General features: G+C 70.1%; 19 protein-coding genes and 1 tRNA gene. 11 read left to right on the forward strand and 9 right to left on the reverse strand.

Going from position 1 to position 21,704, the window contains the following annotated elements; all coding sequences use genetic code 11:
* Positions 1–95: 95 nt before the first annotated feature.
* The 4 genes from ACIGXX_RS04700 to ACIGXX_RS04715 all read left to right on the forward strand — a co-directional run bounded on the left by ACIGXX_RS04700 (position 96) and on the right by ACIGXX_RS04715 (position 5,778).
* Positions 96–1,850 carry a discoidin domain-containing protein gene (locus tag ACIGXX_RS04700; protein ID WP_383824372.1) on the forward strand — a complete coding sequence of 585 codons (1,755 nt, stop codon included), beginning with the start codon at positions 96–98 and terminating at the stop codon, positions 1,848–1,850.
* A 43-nt stretch (positions 1,851–1,893) separates the two neighbouring features.
* Positions 1,894–4,335, forward strand: coding sequence for a glycoside hydrolase family 3 C-terminal domain-containing protein (locus ACIGXX_RS04705; protein ID WP_383824375.1), 2,442 nt, complete (start codon positions 1,894–1,896; stop codon positions 4,333–4,335).
* A gap of 63 nt (positions 4,336–4,398) precedes the next feature.
* Positions 4,399–5,439 (forward strand): LacI family DNA-binding transcriptional regulator, encoded by a 1,041-nt coding sequence (locus ACIGXX_RS04710; RefSeq protein ID WP_351155811.1) that lies wholly within the window; start codon positions 4,399–4,401, stop codon positions 5,437–5,439.
* 150 nt (positions 5,440–5,589) lie between these two features.
* Positions 5,590–5,778, forward strand: a complete 189-nt coding sequence (locus ACIGXX_RS04715) for an antitoxin (RefSeq protein ID WP_351155809.1) — start codon at positions 5,590–5,592, stop codon at positions 5,776–5,778.
* Between the two features lie 118 nt (positions 5,779–5,896).
* On the opposite strand, the gene ACIGXX_RS04720 is transcribed toward ACIGXX_RS04715, so the two are convergent.
* Positions 5,897–6,640, reverse strand: coding sequence for a metallophosphoesterase (locus ACIGXX_RS04720; protein WP_383824380.1), 744 nt, complete (start codon positions 6,638–6,640; stop codon positions 5,897–5,899).
* A gap of 152 nt (positions 6,641–6,792) precedes the next feature.
* Here ACIGXX_RS04720 and ACIGXX_RS04725 point away from each other — a divergent pair, with 152 nt between their 5' ends.
* Positions 6,793–7,395 (forward strand): CGNR zinc finger domain-containing protein, encoded by a 603-nt coding sequence (locus ACIGXX_RS04725; RefSeq protein WP_399972694.1) that lies wholly within the window; start codon positions 6,793–6,795, stop codon positions 7,393–7,395.
* On the opposite strand, the gene thpR is transcribed toward ACIGXX_RS04725, so the two are convergent.
* The 5 genes from thpR to ACIGXX_RS04750 form a co-directional block, all read right to left on the reverse strand.
* Positions 7,374–7,970, reverse strand: a complete 597-nt coding sequence (thpR, locus tag ACIGXX_RS04730) for an RNA 2',3'-cyclic phosphodiesterase (protein ID WP_383824386.1) — start codon at positions 7,968–7,970, stop codon at positions 7,374–7,376. The two genes, ACIGXX_RS04725 and thpR, sit on opposite strands and share 22 nt — an antisense overlap.
* A gap of 113 nt (positions 7,971–8,083) precedes the next feature.
* Positions 8,084–10,276, reverse strand: a complete 2,193-nt coding sequence (locus ACIGXX_RS04735; RefSeq protein ID WP_399972698.1) for a hypothetical protein — start codon at positions 10,274–10,276, stop codon at positions 8,084–8,086.
* Positions 10,277–10,364: 88 nt separating this feature from the next.
* Positions 10,365–11,210: a hypothetical protein gene (locus ACIGXX_RS04740; protein WP_399972701.1), complete on the reverse strand. Its 846-nt coding sequence runs from the start codon at positions 11,208–11,210 to the stop codon at positions 10,365–10,367.
* Positions 11,211–11,604: 394 nt separating this feature from the next.
* The gene (locus tag ACIGXX_RS04745; RefSeq protein ID WP_399972704.1) at positions 11,605–12,069 is read right to left on the reverse strand and encodes an SRPBCC family protein; all 465 of its coding nucleotides are present in this window, start codon (positions 12,067–12,069) and stop codon (positions 11,605–11,607) included.
* Positions 12,057–12,956, reverse strand: a complete 900-nt coding sequence (locus ACIGXX_RS04750; protein WP_366463945.1) for an RNA polymerase sigma-70 factor — start codon at positions 12,954–12,956, stop codon at positions 12,057–12,059. Before ACIGXX_RS04750 ends, ACIGXX_RS04745 begins: the two co-directional genes overlap by 13 nt.
* 400 nt (positions 12,957–13,356) lie before the next feature.
* Here ACIGXX_RS04750 and ACIGXX_RS04755 point away from each other — a divergent pair, with 400 nt between their 5' ends.
* Complete coding sequence (locus ACIGXX_RS04755) at positions 13,357–14,847, forward strand: hypothetical protein (protein WP_383824398.1); 1,491 nt, start codon at positions 13,357–13,359, stop codon at positions 14,845–14,847.
* 1 nt (position 14,848) lies between these two features.
* Here the strand turns inward: ACIGXX_RS04755 and ACIGXX_RS04760 are convergent, their stop codons facing one another.
* Positions 14,849–15,682, reverse strand: a complete 834-nt coding sequence (locus tag ACIGXX_RS04760; protein WP_399972708.1) for a helix-turn-helix transcriptional regulator — start codon at positions 15,680–15,682, stop codon at positions 14,849–14,851.
* Positions 15,683–15,813: 131 nt separating this feature from the next.
* On the opposite strand from ACIGXX_RS04760, the gene ACIGXX_RS04765 reads away from it, so the two are divergent.
* On the forward strand, positions 15,814–16,887 hold the full coding sequence (locus ACIGXX_RS04765; RefSeq protein WP_351155784.1) for an aldo/keto reductase: 1,074 nt from the start codon (positions 15,814–15,816) through the stop codon (positions 16,885–16,887).
* A gap of 32 nt (positions 16,888–16,919) precedes the next feature.
* Here the strand turns inward: ACIGXX_RS04765 and ACIGXX_RS04770 are convergent, their stop codons facing one another.
* On the reverse strand, positions 16,920–17,807 hold the full coding sequence (locus ACIGXX_RS04770; protein ID WP_399972711.1) for an MBL fold metallo-hydrolase: 888 nt from the start codon (positions 17,805–17,807) through the stop codon (positions 16,920–16,922).
* 457 nt (positions 17,808–18,264) lie between these two features.
* Between ACIGXX_RS04770 and ACIGXX_RS04775 the strand changes: the two genes are divergently transcribed.
* The gene (locus tag ACIGXX_RS04775; RefSeq protein WP_351155779.1) at positions 18,265–19,437 is read left to right on the forward strand and encodes a serine hydrolase domain-containing protein; all 1,173 of its coding nucleotides are present in this window, start codon (positions 18,265–18,267) and stop codon (positions 19,435–19,437) included.
* Positions 19,438–19,502: 65 nt separating this feature from the next.
* Here ACIGXX_RS04775 and ACIGXX_RS04780 read toward each other — a convergent pair whose 3' ends face one another.
* Complete coding sequence (locus ACIGXX_RS04780) at positions 19,503–20,042, reverse strand: CGNR zinc finger domain-containing protein (protein ID WP_383824412.1); 540 nt, start codon at positions 20,040–20,042, stop codon at positions 19,503–19,505.
* A gap of 135 nt (positions 20,043–20,177) precedes the next feature.
* Between ACIGXX_RS04780 and ACIGXX_RS04785 the strand changes: the two genes are divergently transcribed.
* The 3 genes from ACIGXX_RS04785 to ACIGXX_RS04795 all read left to right on the forward strand — a co-directional run bounded on the left by ACIGXX_RS04785 (position 20,178) and on the right by ACIGXX_RS04795 (position 21,507).
* Positions 20,178–20,879, forward strand: coding sequence for a haloacid dehalogenase type II (locus ACIGXX_RS04785; RefSeq protein ID WP_383824415.1), 702 nt, complete (start codon positions 20,178–20,180; stop codon positions 20,877–20,879).
* Between the two features lie 208 nt (positions 20,880–21,087).
* Positions 21,088–21,339, forward strand: a complete 252-nt coding sequence (locus ACIGXX_RS04790) for a DUF3253 domain-containing protein (RefSeq protein WP_383824469.1) — start codon at positions 21,088–21,090, stop codon at positions 21,337–21,339.
* A gap of 94 nt (positions 21,340–21,433) precedes the next feature.
* Positions 21,434–21,507: transfer RNA gene (locus ACIGXX_RS04795), tRNA-Met, on the forward strand.
* The last annotated feature ends 197 nt before the right edge of the window (positions 21,508–21,704 follow it).

Below are 21,704 nucleotides of genomic sequence, written 5' to 3' on the forward strand. Positions count from 1 at the left end.
TGCGAAGGGCGGGGCTCCCTTCCGCCCTTCGCAGGTGTGCCCCCGCGCCCCCTTCCTTCTCCTCTTCCCCATCCCCCCTCGCCCAGGAGACCTCCATGCGCAGACCTGGTACCGCTCTCTCCCTACGCACCCTCGTGGCCTCCGCGACCGCGGGCCTGCTCGCGGCAGGCGCACTCGTGCTCCCCGCCCAGCAGGCGCACGCGGCCGGCAGTGTCGTGAAGGTGACCGGTTCGCAAGGCAACTGGCAGCTCACCGTCGACGGCTCGCCCTACCAGGTCAAGGGCCTGACCTGGGGCCCATCGGTCGCGGACGCCGGCAAGTACATGCCCGACCTGCGGTCCATGGGCGTCAACACCATCCGGACCTGGGGCACCGACGCCTCCAGCAAACCGCTGTTCGACTCCGCGGCCGCCCACGGCATCAAGGTCGTCGCGGGCTTCTGGCTCCAGCCCGGCGGCGGCCCGGGAAGCGGCGGCTGTGTCAACTACCTCACGGACACCGCGTACAAGAACCAGATGCTCGATGAGTTTCCCAAGTGGGTGGACACCTACAAGGACAACCCCGGTGTCCTGATGTGGAACGTGGGCAACGAGTCGGTGCTCGGCCTGCAGAACTGTTACGCCGGGGACGAGCTGGAGAAGCAGCGCAACGCGTACACCACCTTCGTCAACGACGTCGCCAAGAAGATCCACGCGGTGGATCCCGACCACCCCGTGACCTCCACCGACGCCTGGACCGGGGCCTGGCCCTACTACAAGAAGAACGCGCCGGACCTCGATCTCTACGCCGTCAACGCCTACAACGCAGCGTGCGAGATCAAGTCCGACTGGGAGAAGGGCGGTTACACCAAGCCCTACATCGTCACCGAGACCGGGCCCGCGGGGGAGTGGGAGGTCCCCGATGACGCCAACGGGGCTCCCCAGGAGCCCACCGACCAGGCCAAAGCCGCCGGATACACCAAGGCCTGGGACTGCGTCACCGGCCACCGAGGTGTCGCGCTGGGCGCCACCATGTTCCACTACGGCACGGAGTACGACTTCGGAGGTGTCTGGTTCAACCTGCTTCCCGCGGGCCAGAAGCGACTCTCGTACTACGCCGTGAAGAAGGCCTACAAGGGCAGCACCGCCGGTGACAACACCCCGCCGGTCATCTCTGAACTGGCCGTCGACGGCGACGCGGGCAAGGTCCCCGCGGGCGGCCCGCTCACGCTCACGACCAAGGTCAGCGATCCCGACGGCGACACGCTCTCCTACGAAGTGCTCGCCAACAGCATGTACATCGACAAGAACAAGGACCTCACCCCGCTGACCGCCACGGACCTGGGATCGGGCCGTCTGAAGGTCACGGCACCGGACAAGCCCGGCGTCTGGAAGATCTACGTCAAGGTCTCCGACGGCAAGGGCAACGTCGGCATCGAGACACGGTCCGTGCGCGTGGTGGTACCGCCGGTCGACGGCACGAACGTCGCCCTGGGCAAGACCGCGACCGCCTCCTCCTTCCAGCCCGGCAGCGGCGACTGCCCGTGCACCGCCGCCAACGCCGTCGACGGCAAGCAGGGCACCCGCTGGGCCAGCGACTGGAGCGACCCGCAGTGGCTCCAGGTCGACCTGGGCTCCATCACCTCCTTCAAGCACGTCCAGCTCACCTGGGAGACCTCGTACGCGAAGACGTACACGATCCAGACCTCCGACGACGGACGGAACTGGAGGACGGTGCACGAGGTGCGCGGCGGCAACGGCGGCGTCGACGACTTCGACGTGAACGGCTCGGGCCGATATGTGCGGGTCAACGGCACGGAGCGAGGCACCGGATACGGCTACTCGCTCTACGAATTCGGCGTCTACAACTGATCCACGGAAGCGGAAGCGGCTGCGGGGTCAGGAGGAGCAAGGAATGACGCGCGACGAACTGCTCAGTCTTGTGGACACGCTGGACCTGGAGCGGAAGGTGGGGCTCCTGACCGGAGCCACCGTGTGGCGCACCCGGGCCGAACCGGCCGTGGGGCTGCGGGAGATGGTCTTCTCGGACGGTCCCGCCGGAGTGCGCGGGGAGGAGTGGGACGAACGCAGCCCCTCGCTGCTCCTGCCCTCCGCCTCCGCGCTGGGCGCCCTGTGGGACGAGCGGCTGGCCGGTCAGCTCGGCGAACTGCTCGCCTGCGAAGCCCTGCGCAAAGGGGTGCACGCCGTGCTCGCGCCCACCTTGAACCTCCACCGCACTCCGTTGGGCGGGCGCCACTTCGAGTGCCTGGCCGAGGACCCGGAACTGGCCGGGCGCACCGGAGCCGCCCTGATCCGCGGCATCCAGGCGCACGGGGTGGCCGCGACCGCCAAGCACTACGTGGCGAACGACTCGGAGACCGAACGGCTCACCCTGGACGTACGGGTCGACGAGCGGACGCTGCGCGAGGTGTACCTGGCCCCGTTCGAGGCCGCCGTTCGCGCGGGCGTGTGGCTCGTCATGAGCGCGTACAACGCGGTCAACGGCACGACGATGACCGCCAACGCGCTGTTGGCCGAACCGCTGAAAGGAGCGTGGGGATTCGACGGGGCCGTCGTCTCCGACTGGGGAGCCGTGCGCCTGACGGCCGACAGCGCGACGGCGGCCCAGGACCTCGCGATGCCAGGCCCTGACGGCCCGTGGGGCGCGGCTCTGGTGGCGGCGGTCCGCAGGGGTGATGTTCCCGAGGAGACGATCGACGACAAGGTGGTACGCCTGCTCGCCCTGGCCGACCGGGTCGGCGCGCTCGGGAGCGGACGCGGGCTCCCGCCGCGCGCCTGGCCCGCCGGCACCGCACGCCGCCTGCTGCGCCGCGCCGTGGCAGCCGGCACCGTACTGCTGCGCAACGAGAACGTCCTGCCCCTGGACCTCTCCGCACTGCACAGCGTGGCGGTCATCGGACGGCACGCCTGCGCCCCGCGGCTCCAGGGAGAAGGCAGCGCCGGAGTCTTCCCCCGGGACGTCGTCACACCGCTGGACGGCATCCGGGCCCGGCTGCACGGGCGGGCCCAGGTGCTGCACGCCCCCGGCCCGGAGCTGGGCGGGCAGCCGCTGCCGCTGGATGTCGCACGGTGCGCGAACCCCCTCACCGGGGAACCCGGCGTACTGATGCGCGTCCTGACCGCGACCGGGCGGGAAATCTCATCGGAACACCGCCTGTCCGGGCGGCAGTTGGAGCCTCCCGTCGCACCGGAAGCGCACACCGTCGAGATCAGCGCGCTGGTACGCCCGGTCGACGACGGCAAGTGGACGTTCGGGATCGGCGGCTACGGCCGGATGAGTCTCGCGGTGGACGAACAGCTGCTGGTGGAAGGAGAGTTCACGCGCGACACCGAGGATCCGGCGGTCATTCATCTCGACCCGCCACGCAGGCACGCCTCGGTCTGGCTGCCGGGCGGTCACGCCGCGCACGTCGTGGCACGCAGGGAGCTGGCTCCCGGCACCGGCCGCGCCGTCGTCGTGACGGCGGCGGCGCCCGAGCCGGACCCTGATCAGGCGCTGGCCGACGCGGTCGAGGCCGCGCGGAAGGCGGACGTGGCCGTGGTCGTGGTCGGCACCACCGAGGGCAGCGAGTCCGAGGGACACGATCGAACCTCGCTCACCCTCCCCGGCCGTCAGGACGAACTCGTCGCGGCGGTCGCCGCCGCCAACCCGCGCACCGTGGTCGTCGTCAACTCCGGTGGCCCCGTGGAGCTGCCCTGGCGGGACCAGGCGGCGGCGGTGCTCCTGTCGTGGTTCCCCGGACAGGAAGCGGGAACCGGGCTCGCCGACGTCCTCTTGGGGCAGCGCGAACCCGGTGGACGACTGCCCACCACCTGGGGAGCGGCGCTGGCGGACGCACCGGTCACGGACACCCGCCCGCGGGGCGGCGCGCTCGCGTACGCCGAGGGCCTGCACATCGGCTACCGGGCCTGGCTGCGGGCGGGCCGTGAACCGGCCTACTGGTTCGGTCATGGCCTGGGTTATACGACGTGGAGTTACGAGCGCATTCGGGTAGCGGGGGCGGCGCGGGACGGAGGAGAAGTCCTGGTTGTGGAGGTCCAGTTGCGCAACACGGGCGCCCGCCCAGGACGTGAGGTGGTGCAGGTCTACCTCGCGCGGCCCGACTCGGCGGTGGAGCGCCCGGTCCGCTGGCTCGCGGGCTTCACGGCGGTCCGGGCGGAGCCGGGGGAGACGGTGACGGCATCGGTGGAGGTACCGGCCAGGATGCTGCGCCACTGGGACGTGCGAGCGGGCCGCTGGCGAACCGAGGCCGGCGTCTGGCGGATCCACGCCGGGCGCAGCGCCGGAGACCTGCCCCTGACGGCGACGGTACGCAGGCCAGGCAACTGCCCCTAGCGGGGCGAGCGGGTACGGGAGAGCGCTCTATGATGCCCGGGGGCGGGGCGTTAGGGTTCCCGGATGGACAGACAGATGCCGACGCTGGAGGACGTGGCGCGCGAAGCGGGGGTCTCGCGCGCCACCGTCTCCCGGGTGGTCAACGGCGTACGCAATGTCGCCCCCGCCATCCAGGACGTGGTCCGAGCGGCCATCGAGCGTACGGGCTACGCGCCCAACCGGGCGGCGCGCTCCCTGGTGACCCAGCGCGCGGGCACCATCGCCCTCGTCGTCTCGGGCGCCGGGGACAACTCCGACACCGCACAGAACGCGTTTGCCGCCCGGGTGTTCGCGGACCCCTTCTTCGGCCGGGCCGTCAGCGGAGTGGTGGGATTCCTGCGCCCGCGCGCGATGCATCCGGTGCTGATGTTCGCGGAGACCGAGGACGCCAGGCAGCAGGTGCTGACCTACCTGGGCCAGGGCAACGCGGACGGCGCCCTGGTCGTCTCGACCCACGCCCAGGACCCGCTGCCGGCCCTGCTCGCCGAAGCGGGACTGCCCGCGGTGTTCTTCGCGCGTCCCGCCCTGCGGGCCCACGTCACGTTCGTCGACTTCGCACACCGGGACGGGGCGAGGCTGGCGGCCGAGCATCTGCTGGCCCGCGGCTGCGGGCGGGTGGCGACGATCTCGGGTCCCTTGGACATCCCCGCGGGCCGAGAGCGCCTCGCCGGATTCCAGGACGGCATGGAGCGGGGCGGGCAGCCCTACATCCCCGTCGCCGAGGGCGGGTTCACCCTGGAGAGCGGGGCCAGGGCGATGCGCGGACTGCTGGCCGAGCATCCCGACATCGACGGGGTGTTCGCGGCCAATGACCTGATGGCACAAGGCGCGTGCCAGGCCCTGAGGGAAGTGGGCAAGCAGGCGCCCCAGGACGTGGCAGTCGTCGGGTTCGACGACTCGAGCGTGGCGGTCACCTGCATGCCGCCGCTGACGACGGTGCGGCAGCCGGTCGAGGAGATGGGGGCGGAGATGGCCCGGCTGCTGCAGGAACAGATAGAAGGCGTACGGACCGACCCCACCTCGGTGATCTTCGAGCCGGAGCTGGTGGTGCGTGAGTCCGCCTAGCGCGCCGGTGGCAGTGTCCGGTGGGGTCGGGCAGCGTCAGTGTCAGTGCCGATGCCTCGTCTGCGACGCCGGCCGGAGGGGCTACCGGATGCGGATCACGCCTCGCGATGTGAGCCTGTATGTGGGGGCGACACAGAGAGGCGGTTGCCCATGTCAGTCATGGACAAGCTGAAGCAGATGCTCAAGGGCCACGAGGACAAGGCCGGGCAGGGAATCGACAAGGCGGGCGACTTCGTCGACGGGAAGACCCAGAACAAGTACTCCGGCCAGGTCGACACCGCCCAGGACAAGCTCAAGGACCAGTTCGGCCGGGACCAGGACAAGCCTCCGCAGCCGTAGGCCACCCGCGGTTGTCAGTGCTCGCCGATAGGCTGAGCTCTTCCATCCGCGCTGTGGCTGCAGCGCTGCCGCCCCGCCCCCGTGATGCAGGGGCGGGGCACTCGGCGTTCCGGCCGTATCACGGCAGGACGCGGTAATGGGTGGTCAGACGGCGGTCGTCGTCGAGGACGTGGAAGGCGAGCCCCGGGGGCTGGTCGCGGTCCGCGGGCTGGTCGCCCTCCCAGGGCAGGCGCAGGGTCCAGGTGATCGCGGGGCCGACGATCAGGGGGCGCGCGGCGAAGGTGGTGGCGGCCGCGGTGTGGGCGTGGCCGGTGAGGACGGCGGCGACGTGCGGGTGTGCATCGAGCAGCGCGGCGAGTCGCTCGGGGTGCTGGAGGCGGTGGGCGTCCGGCAGCGGGTGGTGGAGTGCTGCGGGCGGCTGGTGGAAGGCGATCAGCGCGGGGGTGTCGCGGGGCAGCGCGGCCAGCGTGGAGTCGATCCACGCGAGTGTCGCCGCGTCGAGATGCCCCTCGTCGCGGCCGGGAATGGTGGAGTCGCACATCAGGATGGCGGTCCCGGCGATGTGGTGGACCTGGTTGATGGGGCCGTCGTCAGGTGCCTGGCCGAGCAGGGCCTTGCGGTAGGCGGCGCGCACGTCGTGGTTGCCGGGGCAGGCGAGGACCGGGAAGGGCGCGGTCAGGATCTGGGCTGCCTCCTCGTACTCGGCCTCCTCGCCGTGGTCGGCGATGTCCCCGGTGACCAGGAGGGCGTCGACCGGGTGGGGCAGGGCCCGCAGATGGTCCATGACGTGCGTGGCGCGTCGGGTCGCCCTGTCGCTGCCGTCCAGGTGCAGGTCGCTGATGTGAGCAAGCAACGCTGTCATCGCTCTGTATCTCCTCCGGGTGGCGGGGTCCCCGCCTCGCGTGACTAACGGTATTTCTCAGTTTTCCGTTAGGGACAGTAGAGTGTGCCGGGGGTGTGATCAAGTGGTCGACGGCGGGGCCCGGGACGGGCGGAGGAAGAAGGAGACGACCTGTGGAGCGCTGGCTGGCACTGGAACTGGCGAGCACGATCCGCCATGACGGGGACGGCGGCGTCGCCGACGACCTGACCACGGTCGAGGACGCGACCCGCTGGATCCAGGAGCAGGACGGCCTGCTGCCCGCCCACATTCAGCCCGGGCAACTCACGGCGGACGAGGACCTCAGACAGGACATCGTCGAACTGCGGGGAGCCGTAAGGGCGTTGTTCGCCCGGGCGGTGAGCCCCGCGCCGCCCAGCCCGGCGGACGCCCGCCACCTGATGCCCGCCGAGAAGGCCCTGGCCCACCTCAACACGATGGCCGCCCGGGAACCGGTCGCCCCGCAGCTGGAATGGCCCCACGAAGGAACTCCCTCCGCACGGCTCCTGACGGCGCAGGACGATCCGCACATCAGCCTCACGGCGACGCTGGCCCGCGCCACGATCGACTTCCTCGGCGGCCCGCAGCGCGAGCAACTGCGCGCCTGCACCGCGCCCCGGTGCGTGCGCTACTTCGTCAAGAGCCACGGCCGGCAGGAGTGGTGCAAGGCCTCATGCGGCAACCGAGCCCGCGCGGCCCGCCACTACCGACGCCATCACACGGCGGCCGAGGGCTGACCGCCGAAGTCCCAGGCGCCGACGTCGCGGTAGTGGATGGGCCCCGGGCCGCGCCCGATGTTGCTGGCGACCAGGTGCAGACGCTCGGCCCGCCACGGGCGGCCGTTGAACCCGGCGAGTCCGGCAGCGGCCTCCACCGCGCACGACGGGGTGTCCCGGCGGGCGCGCGCCAACGTCAGGTGCGGGCGGAACGGCCGGTTCACACGAGTGACACCGCAGTCGTCGACCACGGCACGCACCGCCGCGGCGAGCAGACGCAACTCTTCGAGATCACCGTCGATCCCGCTCCACAGCACACGCTCGTCGAAGTGCCCGCCGCCGCGCAGCGCCAGCGTGAGGGCGCCGCGGCCGGCGGCGAGACGCGCGAGGGGCGTACGCAGGAGCGCAACCGCCCCGACGGGAACCTCGCCCAGGAAGGCCAGGGTGATGTGCCAGTCCTCGATGCGGTTCCACCGCATCCGTGGATGCGCGTCGTACGCGGGGTCGAGCGCCCGCGCCAGTTCCTGCTTCGCGTCGTCCGGCGGGGCGAGCGCGATGAACACACGCACGGTTGCGGGCTGAATCTGTTCGTTCACAGAACACTTCGTACCGCATCCATGGGGTGCGAGCAGTACTGGTCGTGGCGGCAGACCCGGCGGCGGCGAAGCGGCCGGTGGGCTGAGCCGCCGCCAGGTCTGAGGACTGCCGGTCAGGCTCCGGGCTCGGCCCCGGCGTTGACGCTCCTCCTGGTCTCGTCCACCTGGCGCCGTACGGTGTCGACGACGTGCGGCCTGAACTTCGACTCGGCGTACTGCACGAGGTTGTCGAGCACGCCGTTCGCCTGCTCCGTGTTGCCCTCCTTGGCGTGGGCCCGGGCCAGGCGGCGCATCACCATGTTCAGCGTGATGTTGTCGACTCCGTTGCCGTGCAGCGACGCCTCGACGACGGGTGACAGCAGACCGACCGCCTGTTCGGGGGCGGCGGGGCGCACCAGCAGCGCACTCTTGTCCGGCGTCAGGTACTTGAAGTCCCGTTCCGCGTTGAGCCCTTCGACCATGCGGGCGTAGAGGGCGAGCGGGTGCTTCTCGTAGTGCTGCACGACCTCCCGCAGTGCGTCGTTGCCGGTCTGGAGCGAGGGCGAGTCGGATCCGCGCAGAGCGAGGAGCGTGCCCTGCTCCTCGCCCAGCATCAGCTCGCCGACGTTTTCGTCGGTCTCGTTGTAGGGGCTGCGGACGGTCGTGCGCAGCACCGGCGAGACGATGCGGGAACCGTCGGATGCGATGTAGGCGGCGCGCAGCAGGTAGGTGCCCGGCTGCTCGAAGTAGTGCCCGTCCTGGCCGTAGCCCACGTAGGCGCTCGCGTAGAGCGGAGGCCCGTCCACGGCCAGGCGGACGGTGGCGTCCGCCTCGACGCACCGGCGCAGCAGGGGCCGGTAGACCAGCGTGCGGCCCGACGGCTGCCGGATCGCGATGTTGACCAAGTCGTAGTCCGGGTGCAGGAATTCGTGTGTCTCCCGACCCCGCAGGTCGGTCGTGTCCAGCTTGAGTTCCACGACGACCGGTTCACCGAACGCGAAGTGCTTCTTGCCGCGCAGGTCGAGACGGAGCCCCGACTCATCCGCCACGGGCTGGTCGAACAGGTCCGGGTCGATGTCGGCCGCGCCCCTGCCGAAGGCGTTGGCGCCCATGATCACGTCACGGTAGAAGCCATGTCGCAGATGCGTGATCTCGTTCGCGGTGAACCGGAAGGGAAATGCCCTCCAGTACGCGTCCGTTCCGGTCGGAGCGCCGCCGCCGGGGTTGTAGTTCTGGGGGTAGTTCATCCACGACAGGTCCCCGAAGCCGTTGTTGGGACCCAGCGGTGCCGGGGGTGTGGCCAGGCCCTTCTGCCAGGAGTGCAGCAGGTTGAAGGCGTGGCCGAGCTCGTGGACGTACGTACGGAGCTGGGCGCGCACCGTCTCGGGGTCGGTGCCCTGGATGATGTCGTGGAAGACGGCGCAGCCCTGCCGCTGGAAGGCGTCGGCGGCGTCGAACATGATGCCGCGGACACCCGCGTTGCCCTCGTAGCGGCTGGCGACCAGCAGCCACACACGCCACTGCGGTATGTTCCGCCACAGGCTGAAGTTGGTCTGCATCGCGGCGTGCAGCTCGGCGTTGTTCCAGCCGGCCGGACTGTCGCCGAGGATGTTGGCCGCGCTGGACACCAGTACGTCGATGCCCGCCTCGGCGTAGGCGCGCGGCACGGTCAGTTTCCCCGCCGGGCTGCCGGGCGGCCGGGGCAGGGACCCGGTGTCGTACGACACGAAGGGCACCTTGCCGGCGACGGAGTCCTGCTCCCACTGCACGGTGCGGAAGTACGGCGACCTGAACTGGCAGCTGTACGAGGCGCCCACCTGACCGGACGTCCTCATGAACTGCACGGTGGCCGCGGCCTGTTGTTGGCCGACCCGTCGGCGCGCGATGCTCACCCGCACGATCGGGAAGCTGGTCGTTCCGGTGAACCGGCCCTGACCGGTGATCACCACTTGGGTGGGGGACCAGGTGACGGCCGGTGCGTGCACGACGAAGGAGCCCGCGTAGCTCGTGGTGCCGCCGCCGGAGGTGAAGAAGTCCCCGCTGACCTTCCGCAGCGTGCGGGGGCCGTCGACGTCGACCCGCAGCTCCAGGACCCGGGTGCCGACACTGCGGTAACTGCCCCGCACGAGGAGGTACGCGGGCGTGGCGGCCGCGGCAGTGGATTCCTCGCCGATGCCCGCCGACGGTTCACCGACCGGCGTATCGGAGAGGTCGGAAAGATCGGAGAGATCGGTGAAGTCGGCGGGATCGGAAAGGTGTCCGTCCGGCAGTTCTGACATCGCGGATTCCGTGGTTTCGGCTGTGGGATCGCCAAAGGGTGTGGACATGGTGCTGACTCCTCCGACCTCTCGGGTGAGCTCTCGGTTTATGGTGAAGCGGTGAATCGGTGAACGGATGAAGGAGAGACGGGCGGTCTCAGCGAATGACGAGGGAGTGGTGCGTCTGGAACAGACCGCACCACTCGTTGTAGGGGCGTCGATCGCACGTGTACGGATTCGTGATGCGGATTCCGGAGTTGTCCACGTCGCGGACCGGAGTACCACCCGGCTTGTGGGCCCAGATGCCGCCCGGGTGCAGGCGGTACCAGTGGTAGTCACGGAAGTTCCCGGGAAAGGTGCCGGTGACGAGCGCCACCACGTAACGCAGCGATCCCGTCGGCTGGCAGTTGCCCCAGATCCGCAGACCGTCGCGCTGCGCCCCGGTGGAGACCTCGCCGCAGCAGACGGTGCGGGGGATGGTGTAACCGTGTGCGCGGCCGGGCTGGGCGAAGGTGTTGGTGCGCCGGTTGACCGCGAAGTTGTAGCAGTTGTTGTGGGGCTGGGTGTCGGGGCGGTTCCAGAAGGCCGGGTTGTAGGGCGTCACGTCGTACGCGCAGGCCAGCGCGGCCCGGTGCACGAGGGTCTGTAACTGCTTCTCGACCTCCGCGGCGTCCGCCTCGGAGATGCCGCCCGACTCGGCGGGCTCGATGGTGGTGGCTCCGCCTGCGCCCTCACGTGCCGTGCGCCGGATCTCTTCGCGGACCGACTCGCGAAAGTCCTCGGGATAGCTCCCGTCGAGCGTCGCCGAGTCGGCATCGCCCTCGGCGGGACGCTGCTCGCCGCCTTCGCCGCCTTCGCCGCCCTCCCCGAGCCGGCCGACCGGCATCGTCTCAAGGAGGCGCTCGGCCACCTCGGCACCGGTGAACGGGTCCCGTGACCCGCCTCCTGCGATCTCGAACACCGCGGGCAGTCCCGCGGTATCCAGGTCATCGGTGATTTCCACCTGAATTCCCCGGAACCCAAGTCCGGTGAAACCACTGGACACTTCGGCCACCGCTGCCCGGTTGCGCGCCATGAGCCGAATCAACTCATGCGCCTGGTCCTGGTCCTGGATTTCCCACGTGGGATTGGAACGCCCCGAGAAAATGTCCACAGTGATGCGCAGACCCATGATGTCCCCCCTTCGTTCCGCGCTCGACCGCGCGGAACGTCCAGCTACCCCTGTGAGAGATGTGCCGGGATGGCCGGGCGATGCACGGAATGACAGCCGTCACGAAAAACACGAGAAACACGAGAAAAGGGGTGCTGGGCCATGGATGTCGTAGTGGACTTGTACTGCGACCCTCAAGAGCAGTCAATGGACCCGAGGGGAGGTCGCCCCCCTGGCGGCCGGAACATCAGGCTCGGTCCGGGCTGGGGTGGCGGGCCAGTGCGGTGTCGGCTGCGTCGAGGATGCTGTGGAAGCTACGGGTGATCATCGGTCGTACGAGATGGCGGGTGAGGAAGGCGCCGACGAGCGGGGCCCGCATTTCGGCGCGGGTGGTCCAGGTGACCAGGGTGCCGCCGTCGGTCTCGGCGAACGTCATGCGGCCCAGTTCGTGCCGGGACGGCGGCACGCTGCGGTCGACGACGTACTCGGTGGCGTAGGGCGGGTCGTAGTGGGTGATGCGTTCGCTGAGCCAGCCGATCAGCCAGAGATGGCTGCGGACCGCGCCGACGCCGTAGGGGTCGGAGTCGCCGTGGCGGGTCAGGCGGCAGCGCAGGACCAGCGGCGAGCGCGTGTAGTTGGTGGTCGTGGTGAGCCAGGCGAACACGTCGGCGATCGGGGCGTCGATGGTGCGCTGGGCGGTCATGGTTTCCATGGCTGGTGTTCTCCTCTGTCGAGCGGGCGCACGGTGCGGGCGCGGTGCAGCTTGTCCGGGTTGCGCATGGCGTAGAGGCCGGTGATCTGTCCGTCGTGGATCTCGAAGGCGAGGAGCCAGTCGAGTTCGCCGCCGGTGAGGCAGAGCGCCGCGGGCATGCCGTTGTAGGTGGCGTGCTCGATGCGGGTCGTCGGGGTGAAGCTGGTGCGGGCCACACCGAGGGTGAAACGGGCGACGTCGTCGCGGCCGGTGATCGGGCGACGGGGTGCGGAGATTCTGCCGCCGCCGTCGGAGATCTCCACGACGTCGGGCGCCATCAGGTCCATCAGCGCCTGGATCTCACCGGTCGCCGCCGCCAGGAGGAAGCGTTGGACGATGGCCCGGGTGGCGTCGGAGTCGGGCTCGAAGCGGCGGCGGCGCGCGTGGACGTGCTTGCGCGCACGGTGGGCGATCTGACGGACGGTGACTTCACTCTTGCCGACCGAGGCGGCGATCTCGCCGTGGGTGTAGCCGAACACGTCGTGCAGCACGAACACCGCGCGCTCGGTGGGGTTGAGCGTCTCCAGGACGAGCATCATGGCCATCGACACCGACTCGGCCAGGATCGCGTCGTCGTTCACCTCGGGCGCGGTACGGATCGGCTCGGGCAGCCACGGGCCGACGTAGTCCTCACGTCGCGCCTTGACCGCGCGCAGGTGGTTGAGCGCCTGGCGGGTCACCACACGGACCAGGTAGGCGCGCGGATGCTCGACCGTGGCCGGGTCGACCGCGCTCCAGCGCAGGTAGCTCTCCTGCAGCACGTCCTCGGCGTCGGCGGCGCTGCCCAGCATCTCGTAGGCGATGGTGAACAGGAGCGGACGGTGCTCGCTGAAGGCGTCCTCAGCCATGACCGCCCCCGGCGATCCAATGCGCCGCCCGCACTCCGGCACGGCTCGCCCCCACCACCGACACGCGTCGGTACTTCGTCACCACACCCGGCTCCTTTCGTCGGACGCCCATCGAGACACCCCGCACCGGCGAACCGTGACAGTCCGCCACTGTGATCCACACCACGGCGGCGGTGCCGGTAGCTCGCACCCGAGACGGATCGTCACCGAGTGGGGCACCGGGTTGTGCGTATCTCTCGTCGAGGGTGTGCCGCCCAGAGTCAGCCTCTGCTACGCAGGAAGAGGCCTCGCGCGAGGGCGCAGCCGGCGCGGCGCGGTGTGCCAGGGGGAGATCATGGCCGATTCCGTACGTCGTGAGGGGCCACGGGCGCCCGAAACCGATCCCAAGCTAGGGGTCGATGTGGCCACGAAGTGGGTGGGAAATCCGCAGCACCGTCTGGTCACGGTGGGGGATTCGCTGACGCAGGGTTTCCAGAGCGCGGCCATCTTCAACACCCCTCTGTCGTATCCGGCGATCGTCGCCCACGAACTGGGATGCCTCCCGAGCTTCCGCCACCCCCTCTACGAGGGCCATGGCGGGCTGCCCTTCAACCTCGAACTGTTCCTGCGCGACCTGGAAGCCCGCTACGGGCGGACGGTGGACTGGTGGGAGGCGCCACAGGCCCTCTTCCGGGCTCGCGGCGTGATGGACCGGGTGGAGGACTACTGGGAGCGAGGGCCTGGCCGGGCCGTGCCGTCGACCACGGCGATCATGCACAACCTCGCGGTGTTCGGATGGGACCTGCGCGACGCGCTGTCGAAGTCGGCCGACGAGTGCCGCAAGCGGATCGACGCGCCCCGGGACGACCTGGTGAACCAACTGGTGCAGAACGCCGGCGAGCGCGCGGCGCTACGGGTACTGCCCACCCGCCCCCAGTCGGCGGGCGCCCTGACACAGCTGGGTGCGGCGGCCGAACTGGGCAAGGGCACCGAGGGCACCGACACGAAGCACGGCATCGAGACGCTGGTCATCTTCCTGGGCGCGAACAACGCGCTGCGGGCGGTGACCGAACTGCGCGTGGAATGGAGCAAGGACGCCGGATTCGACAGCTTGGACGACAAACGGCGCTTCACGGTCTGGCAGCCGAAGCACTTCACGTCCGAACTGCGCAAGGTGGCCGCGGAGGTCGCCGCCATCAAGGCGCGCCACGTCATCTGGTGCACGGTTCCCCACGTGACGATCGCGCCGATAGCGCGCGGGGTGGACGACAAGGTCCGGCCCGGTTCGCGGTACTTCCCCTACTACACCCGTCCGTGGATCAGCGACCGGGACTTCGACGCCCACAGGGACCCGAAGATCACCGATGACGAGGCACGGCAGGTGGACGATGCGATCGACGCGTACAACGACGCGATCACCGCTACGGTGCGGGCGGCCCGGAGCAAGGGGAAGGACTGGTACCTGCTGGAGACCTGCGGCTTGATGGACCGCTTGGCGTCGCGCCGCTATGCAGAGGACCCGCTGGCGCGTCCGGACTGGTGGCAGCCGTACCCGCTGCCGTCGGCGCTTCAGGCGCTGTCACCGCCGCCGAACTCCCACTTCCTGGCCGCGAAGAACGGACGGCGCACGGACGGTGGCCTGTTCTCGCTGGACGGCGTACATCCGACGACGGTCGGGTACGGAATCCTGGCCCAGGAACTGATCAACGTGATGCGGCTGGCGGGCGTCCGGTTCTTCCGTCCCGACGGGGAAACCCTCCGCCAGGACCCGGTGCTGGTCGACTTCGACCGCCTGATCCGCCACGACACGCTGGTCAACCGTCCACCGGGGAACCTGGGTTCGGCGCTGGGTGTTCTGGGCTGGGCGGACGAGGCGACGGATCTGTTCCGGCGGGTGTTCTCCGTCTTCTGAATCATCCTGCGCCCAACCGGTCCAAGGCCGACCGGCTCTCGTCGTCCGCGGCGCGGTAGATCACCAATCGCTGGTCGGGATCCTGCAGCGGCACAAGCACTTCGAATTCCACTGCGATCACACCGACGTCAGGATGCCGCATCGCCTTGCTCCCACGGCCGTTGACGTTGATGTCCCGCTCGGCCCACAGCCGCGCGAAGTCCTCGTCACGAGCGGTGAATTCGTTGATGAGGTCGGTCAACGCCCGATCCTGCGGATGCGCGGCCCACGCCGCGCGCAGGTGGGCGATCCCCTCCCGCACGACGCGTTCGCGGTCGACATAGAACTCGCGCATCTCCGGATGCATCAGGCACAGCCACATCGCATTGCGCCGTGCCGGCGGCAGCGTGTCGAAATCCAGCAGCAGTCTGGCCATCTCGCCGTTCCAGGCCAGGATGTCGTAGCGGTGGTTCATCAGCATGGCCGGCAGCGGCGACAGGTCGGCGACCAGCCGGGCCAGCGGCGCCGCCGCGGCGACGGCGGGCTTGTCGGCGTTACGGGGCCGCTGCTGGGCCAGGTTGAAGAGATAGGCGCGCTCCTCGGGGGCCAGACGCAGCGCCCGGGCCAGCGCGTCCACCACGTCCGCCGACGGCCGCAGCCCCCGGCCCTGCTCCAGCCGCACGACGTAGTCGACGCTCACCCCGGCCAGTTCGGCGACCTCCTCCCGGCGCAGTCCCGGGGTCCGCCGGGCCTGCCGACGCGACGGCAGGCCGAAATCGTGCGGGTCCAGGCGCTCGCGCCGGGACCGCAGGAACACGGCCAATTCCTGTGCCGTGTCCACGGCGCGGGTCGTCATGCCCGGTCCAACAGCCAGGGTAGGACCGGTGTTCCCAGGAACCTCCTTCCCTTATCCGCGGCCCGCGGCGGTCACAGGCTTGTCCTCGGCAACGCATGACAGGCACAGAAGGACAAGCACAGGAGGACACCATGTCGCTCACCCTCGACACCTACCGGCTGCTGGGCCGCTCAGGGCTGCGGGTCTCACCGCTGGCGCTGGGCGCTGCGACCTTCGGCACCGAGTGGGGCTGGGGCGCCCGGCAGGACGAGGCACGCAAGCTGTTCGACCTCTACGTCGAGCGCGGCGGCAACTTCATCGACACCGCCAGCACCTACACCAACGGCAGCTCCGAGCGCCTGCTGGGCGAATTCACCCGCGACAACCGCGAAAGCCTGGTGCTGGCAACGAAATACACGACGCTGCGCCGGCCCGGCGACCCGAATTCCGGGGGCCCGCACCGCAAGAGTCTGTTCGCATCGGTGGAAGCCAGCCTGCGACAGCTGAACACGGACTACATCGATCTGCTCTACCTGCACCTGTGGGATTTCACGACGCCGGTCGAGGAGATCCTGCGCGGCATGGACGATCTGGTCCGGCAGGGCAAGGTGTTGTACGTGGCCGTCTCCAACACCCCCGCCTGGCAGGTGTCGCGGATGCAGGCGATCGCCGACCTGCGCGGCTGGTCGCCGCTGGTCGCGCTGCAGATCGAGTACAACCTGATCGAGCGCACCGCGGAACGTGACCTGATCCCCATGGCGCACGAGATGGGGTTGGGCGTGATCCCGTGGTCGCCGCTGGCCGGCGGGGTGCTCTCCGGCAAGTACGGCCGCGACACCCTGACCGCGACGAACGCCGCACCCGACGACGGCACCCGCAGGAGTCTCACCATCGCCAACGGCGCGCTCACCGAACGCAACCTGACCATCGTGGACGTCGTGAAGGAGGTCGCCAGGGAGCTGGGCCACACACCCGCCCAGGTCGGTGTCGCCTGGACCCTGCAGAACCCGGGGGTGACGGCGCCGGTCATCGGCGCCCGCACTCCCGCGCAGCTGGAGGAGAACCTGGGCGCCCTGGACGTGGCCTTCACCGCCTCTCAACTGGCCCGGCTCGACGAGGTCGGCGCGATCGGACTCGGATTCCCGCACGAGATGCTCGCCCGCGAGTCGACCCGCATGCTGACGCGCGGCAACCTGAAGGTCGAAACGCGTGGCACAGGGGCGTGATCGCCGTTGGCTACCCGCGCGGGCCTCGGCTGCTACCAGCGCATCGCGGTGAAGTCGACGGCACGGGGCCGAAGTTGACGGGTGCGTGCCGTCAGCCGGGCAAGCCGCTGCGCCATGTCGTGGCCGGGGAGGTGCTGACGGTCGCCGTGGCCCGGCAGCAGCCACTCGAAGCGCAGCTGGTGGGCGGTCCGGGCCAGAGAGGCGGCCAGCTCCTCGATGGAGTACCAGGTGACGCTGTGGGCCACCTCGATGTCCGCTGTCGTGCGCGACCAGTAGAAGCTGTCGCCGCTGAAGCAGTACCGCTGGTCGGCGAGGTAGAGCACGCTGCCCCGCGTGTGTCCGGGAAGGGGGAAGGCGATGACCCCGTCTGCGATCTCCGCCGGGTCGGTGCCGCGGAGCACACAGTCGGCGTCGGGGGCGGCATCGAGATCACCTTCGTGGATCCACAGCCGGGCGCCGAAACGATCGGCGTAGCGACGGCCGTGCGCGGCGTGGTCGCGGTGGGTGAGCAGGATGTCGGTCACGGGTCCCAGCGCCTCGTAGCGCGCGGCCAGCGAAGTGCTCCAGCGTGGGGTGTCCACCATCATCAGGGTGCCGTCGGCGCGGCGTAAGAGGTAGGAGTTGGCTCCTGCGGTGTGCGGGGAGTTGTGTCCGCACAGGTGCACGGTGTCGTCCAGTGCCAGGGGGAAGGGGTCCAGGGAGGCGTCCAGCCGCCCGGTCGGGGGACGGATCGACCGGGTGGGGCAGGCGTGGGCAGCGGTGTGGAACTGCCGGATCTCGCTCTGGCCGCGCGGCTGGCGCAGGACGACCGCGCGGCCGTCGGCCTCACCGATCAAACCCGGGGCGAGTTGTCGGGCGACATCGCAATTCATGCAGCGCTCGTCGACTCGCCAGCCGCCCTCAAAACGTTCATCGCTCATGGTCCACTCCCTTGCGCACTGCGCCCGCTGACCGGCCGCTCGCTCTCAGGGGTATCCCGCGCCGTACGGACAGAGGAAGAGGGTACGGATCTTGTACTTGTGCCACCGCCCTGTTCTGAGGGTTGTTTTAAGGGTGTTTATCCATATTTCCTTCCAGTGGTTTTGTGGTCCTAGGCGCTGGGGGCGGGCCGCAGGGGGTGGGGCGCGGCCTCGCGAGGGTGACGGCCGTCGGGGTGAGCATCCCTCGGCGGGCTGGGGGGGGCGGTGACGATGGAGTCGCGGGCGCGGCAGCGGTCGCGAGTGTGGCAGCGGGGGGAGAGGAGCGTGGCGCGGGCCTCGGTGTTGGCCGCGTACCGCTCCGCACCGCTCTCGGCTGGTTGGAGCAGAGCCGCGCGCAGGTTCCTGACCTGCGGGTGAAGCTGGGCCTCCCGCCGCGCTCACGCATCAGGAGCCTTCCGTGCCAGTTGCCCGCTTCCCGCAGATCCGCCTGCCCCTCGTCGCCCTGCTGACCGCTGCCTGCGCGGCCGGGCTGGTGCAGGCCCCGGCCCACGCCGCGCAGGCCCCGGCCGACGACGAGCGCGCACTGCGACGACAGTTGCAGGAACTGACCACCGCTCCCGGCGGCCCGCCCGGAGCGATCGCCGTGCTCGAGCGCGGGTCCCGAACCGAGGTGTACCGCGCCGGCGTCGCCAAGACCGGCACCGGCCGCCCGATCAAGGCCACCGACCACATGCGCATCGCCAGCACGGCCAAGGCATACAGCGGCGCGGTCGCCCTCCGGCTCGTCGACCGCGGGGAGCTGCGTCTGAACGACACCATCGGCAAGGTGCTTCCCCGGCTGCCGCGCGCATGGCATCGGGTGACGTTGCGGCAGCTCCTGAACCACACCAGCGGGCTGCCGGACTTCTCCGCGAACCCGGAGTTCCTGGCCCTGGTGACCAAGAACCCGCGCCACCACTTCGACTCCCGCCGACTGCTGGACTTCGTGGCCGATGAGCCGTTGTCGTTCCGTCCGGGCGCCCGGTACGCCTACTCCAACTCCGACAACATCGCCGTGGCGCTGATGGCGGAAGCGGCGACAGACTGCCGCTACGAAGACCTGCTCGCCCAGCTCGTGTACCACCCGTTGCGTCTGCGCGACACCAGCCTGCCGCAGGGCTACCGGATGCCCGAGCCGTACATGCACGGCTACGACGTCACCCCGTCGGACCCGCCCGAGGACGTCAGCGAGGTACTGAGCGCGTCGGGCGTCTGGGCCTCGGGCGGGATCATCTCGACGCCGAAGGACATGACGGCCTTCATCCGCGGCTACGCCGGTGGAAAGCTGATCTCCGACCGGACACGCCGTCAGCAGCGGAAATGGGTGAACGGCGCGTCCGAACCCGCGGGCCCCGGCAAGAACAAGGCCGGTCTGGCCATCTTCCGGTACACCACCCGCTGCGGCGTGGTGTACGGCCACACGGGCAACTTCCCCGGATACACGCAGCTGATCGCGGCCACCCCGGACGGCAAGCGGTCGCTGACCGTCTCCCTCACCACCCAGATCAACAAGACGAACAAGCCCGAACTGCTGGAGCGGCTGCGGACGGTGGAGGAGAACTTCGTCTGCGCACTGTTGCGCAAGAAGTAGCCAGGAGACAGGAGACAGGAGACCGGAGGCGGACGGCTCTGCCGGGGCAGCCGTGCCGACGTCGCTTAGGGAGTGGCGTGTTTGCGGGCCCGGTAGGCGGCGGCCTTGACGCGGTTGCCGCAGGCCTGCATGCCGCACCAGGTGCGGCGGGTGCCGCGGGAGCGGTCGAGGTAGAGGCGGGAGCAGCTGGGGCGGCCGCATTCCTTGAGGCGGGCGTCGGTGTCGGCGAGCAGGGTGATCGCGCTGCGGGCGACCTGGGCCAGCGCGGCGGGCAGATCGCCTGTCAGGTGGAGACCGGTGTCGCTGAGTTGGACGGTGGGCGGGGGTGCGGCGGCGGCGTGGTTGAGGGTGTCCAGGGCGGCGGGTGTGTAGCGGCGGGGGTGCATGCGGTCGAGGGCGAGCTGGTGGATGGCTTCGCGGAGCTCGTGGGCGGCGGCGAGGGCGGCGGCGCCGGCGCTCACCTGCCCGGGGAGTTCGTCGCAGGCGTGGATCCACTGCTCGAGGTCGGCGGGGGTGGCCAGGAGGTCATGGGGCTGGTCGTAGCGGGACTCCACGGTGGCGACGAGGTCCAGGGCGGGGTGCCCGCTCACGAAGGCGAATTTCACGTCACCATCTTGACCGGTGACGCACGGGCGGGCAAGACTCGTCACCGGTTGAACCGGTGACGAGACAAGGCTCGCTCTAGTGACGCGACAGGGTCAGGGTCATCTCGCGCCCGGCCGTCGTGGAGAGGAGAGCGGATGTCTGGGGCAGGCGGTATCGAGGTCGTCGTCTTCGATGTGCTGGGGACGATGGTGGACGAGTCGGGAGGACTGCGTACGGCGATCGGCGAGGCGCTGGCCGCGTGCGGTGGCGACGCCGGTGAGGAGACGGTGGAGCGTCTGCTGGCGGTGTGGCACGGGCATGTCGAGGGCGAACAGCGGCGTATCGGGGAGGGGAGCCGGACGTACGCCAACAGCGAGGTCATCGACCGCGAAGCGGCGGAGCGCGTGGCCGACCGCGCCGGGCTCACCGACCAGGCGGCCATAGGGCGGCTGGCCGGTGCGGGGCAGCGCCTGAGCCCCTGGCCGGACTCGGTGGCCGGCCTCGCCCGCCTGGCGGGACGGTTTCCCGTACTGGGGCTTTCACATGCCAGCCGGACGAGTCTGCTGCGCCTGAACGCGTACGCGGGGCTGCGCTGGCATCAAGCTCTGTCGGCCGAGGACGCGCGGGCCTACAAACCGGCCGCGGAGGTCTACCGGCTCGCTGTCGACGCGGCGGGGTGCCCCGCCGAGCGGGTGCTGATGGTCGCCGCGCACGCCTGGGACCTGCGGGGAGCGCAGGCGGCGGGGATGCGGACGGCTTTTGTCCGGCGACCGGCGGGGGATGCGCCGGGGAGCGCGGACTCCTTTGACTGGCGGGCGGAGAGCCTGGACGAGCTGGATGCTGCGCTGACGGCATAGCGGCGCTGACTGGGGGAGCGGGACGCCTGGTTCCCCGGCGGGGCGATACGTGCTGGACCTGCCTTTGAGCTGCATCGCCGCAGTGGGGCGCTCATGCCCGGCCCTCCCCCTCGATGCGAGGGCCGGGTGGGGCGGGTGCGGCGGCTGATGTCCTGCTTCCCGTCGTCGCCGGTGTGAGACTAGTGCGGTGAGGGATAGCGAGCAGCAGATGGACCGGTGTTTGGAGCGGGCCATTTTGGATCTGCTGGAGCGTCGTGGTCCGGCCTCGACGATCTGCCCTTCCGACGCTGCGCGGGCGGTGCACGAAGGGGACGATGACGGCTGGCGCGCGCTGATGGAACCGGTCCGCCGCGCGGCCCGGCGCCTGGTGGCGGCCGGCGAGGTGGAGATCACCCAGGCGGGCCGCGCGGTCGATCCCGCACAGGCCCGCGGCCCGATCCGTATCCGCCGCGTCCGCTGACACGCTCCGGGCGGGGCGCCGCTTGGCCGAGTGCCAGGCTGCGTCCCGAGTGGTCTTGAGGGTGGGTCGTGGTGGCGTAGGGTGGGTCTTACGGCGCGGGGTGGAGCAGCTCGGTAGCTCGCTGGGCTCATAACCCAGAGGTCGCAGGTTCAAATCCTGTCCCCGCTACTACCCGTCAGGGCCCGGATCCTTCAGAGGATCCGGGCCCTGACGCATTTCAGGTCGTGAGCCGTGATGGTCACTGTGGGTGATGGTCACATCGAGTGGTGCCGCCGTCGAGTCTCACCCTCAACCTCACCCTCTACCTCAACGTCAGGTTGAGCGTGAGCTTGAGATTCGCGTGGTGTCGGTCGTCAACCGCGCCC

Source organism: Streptomyces sp. NPDC055243 (assembly GCF_044544025.1).
Classification (GTDB): domain Bacteria; phylum Actinomycetota; class Actinomycetes; order Streptomycetales; family Streptomycetaceae; genus Streptomyces.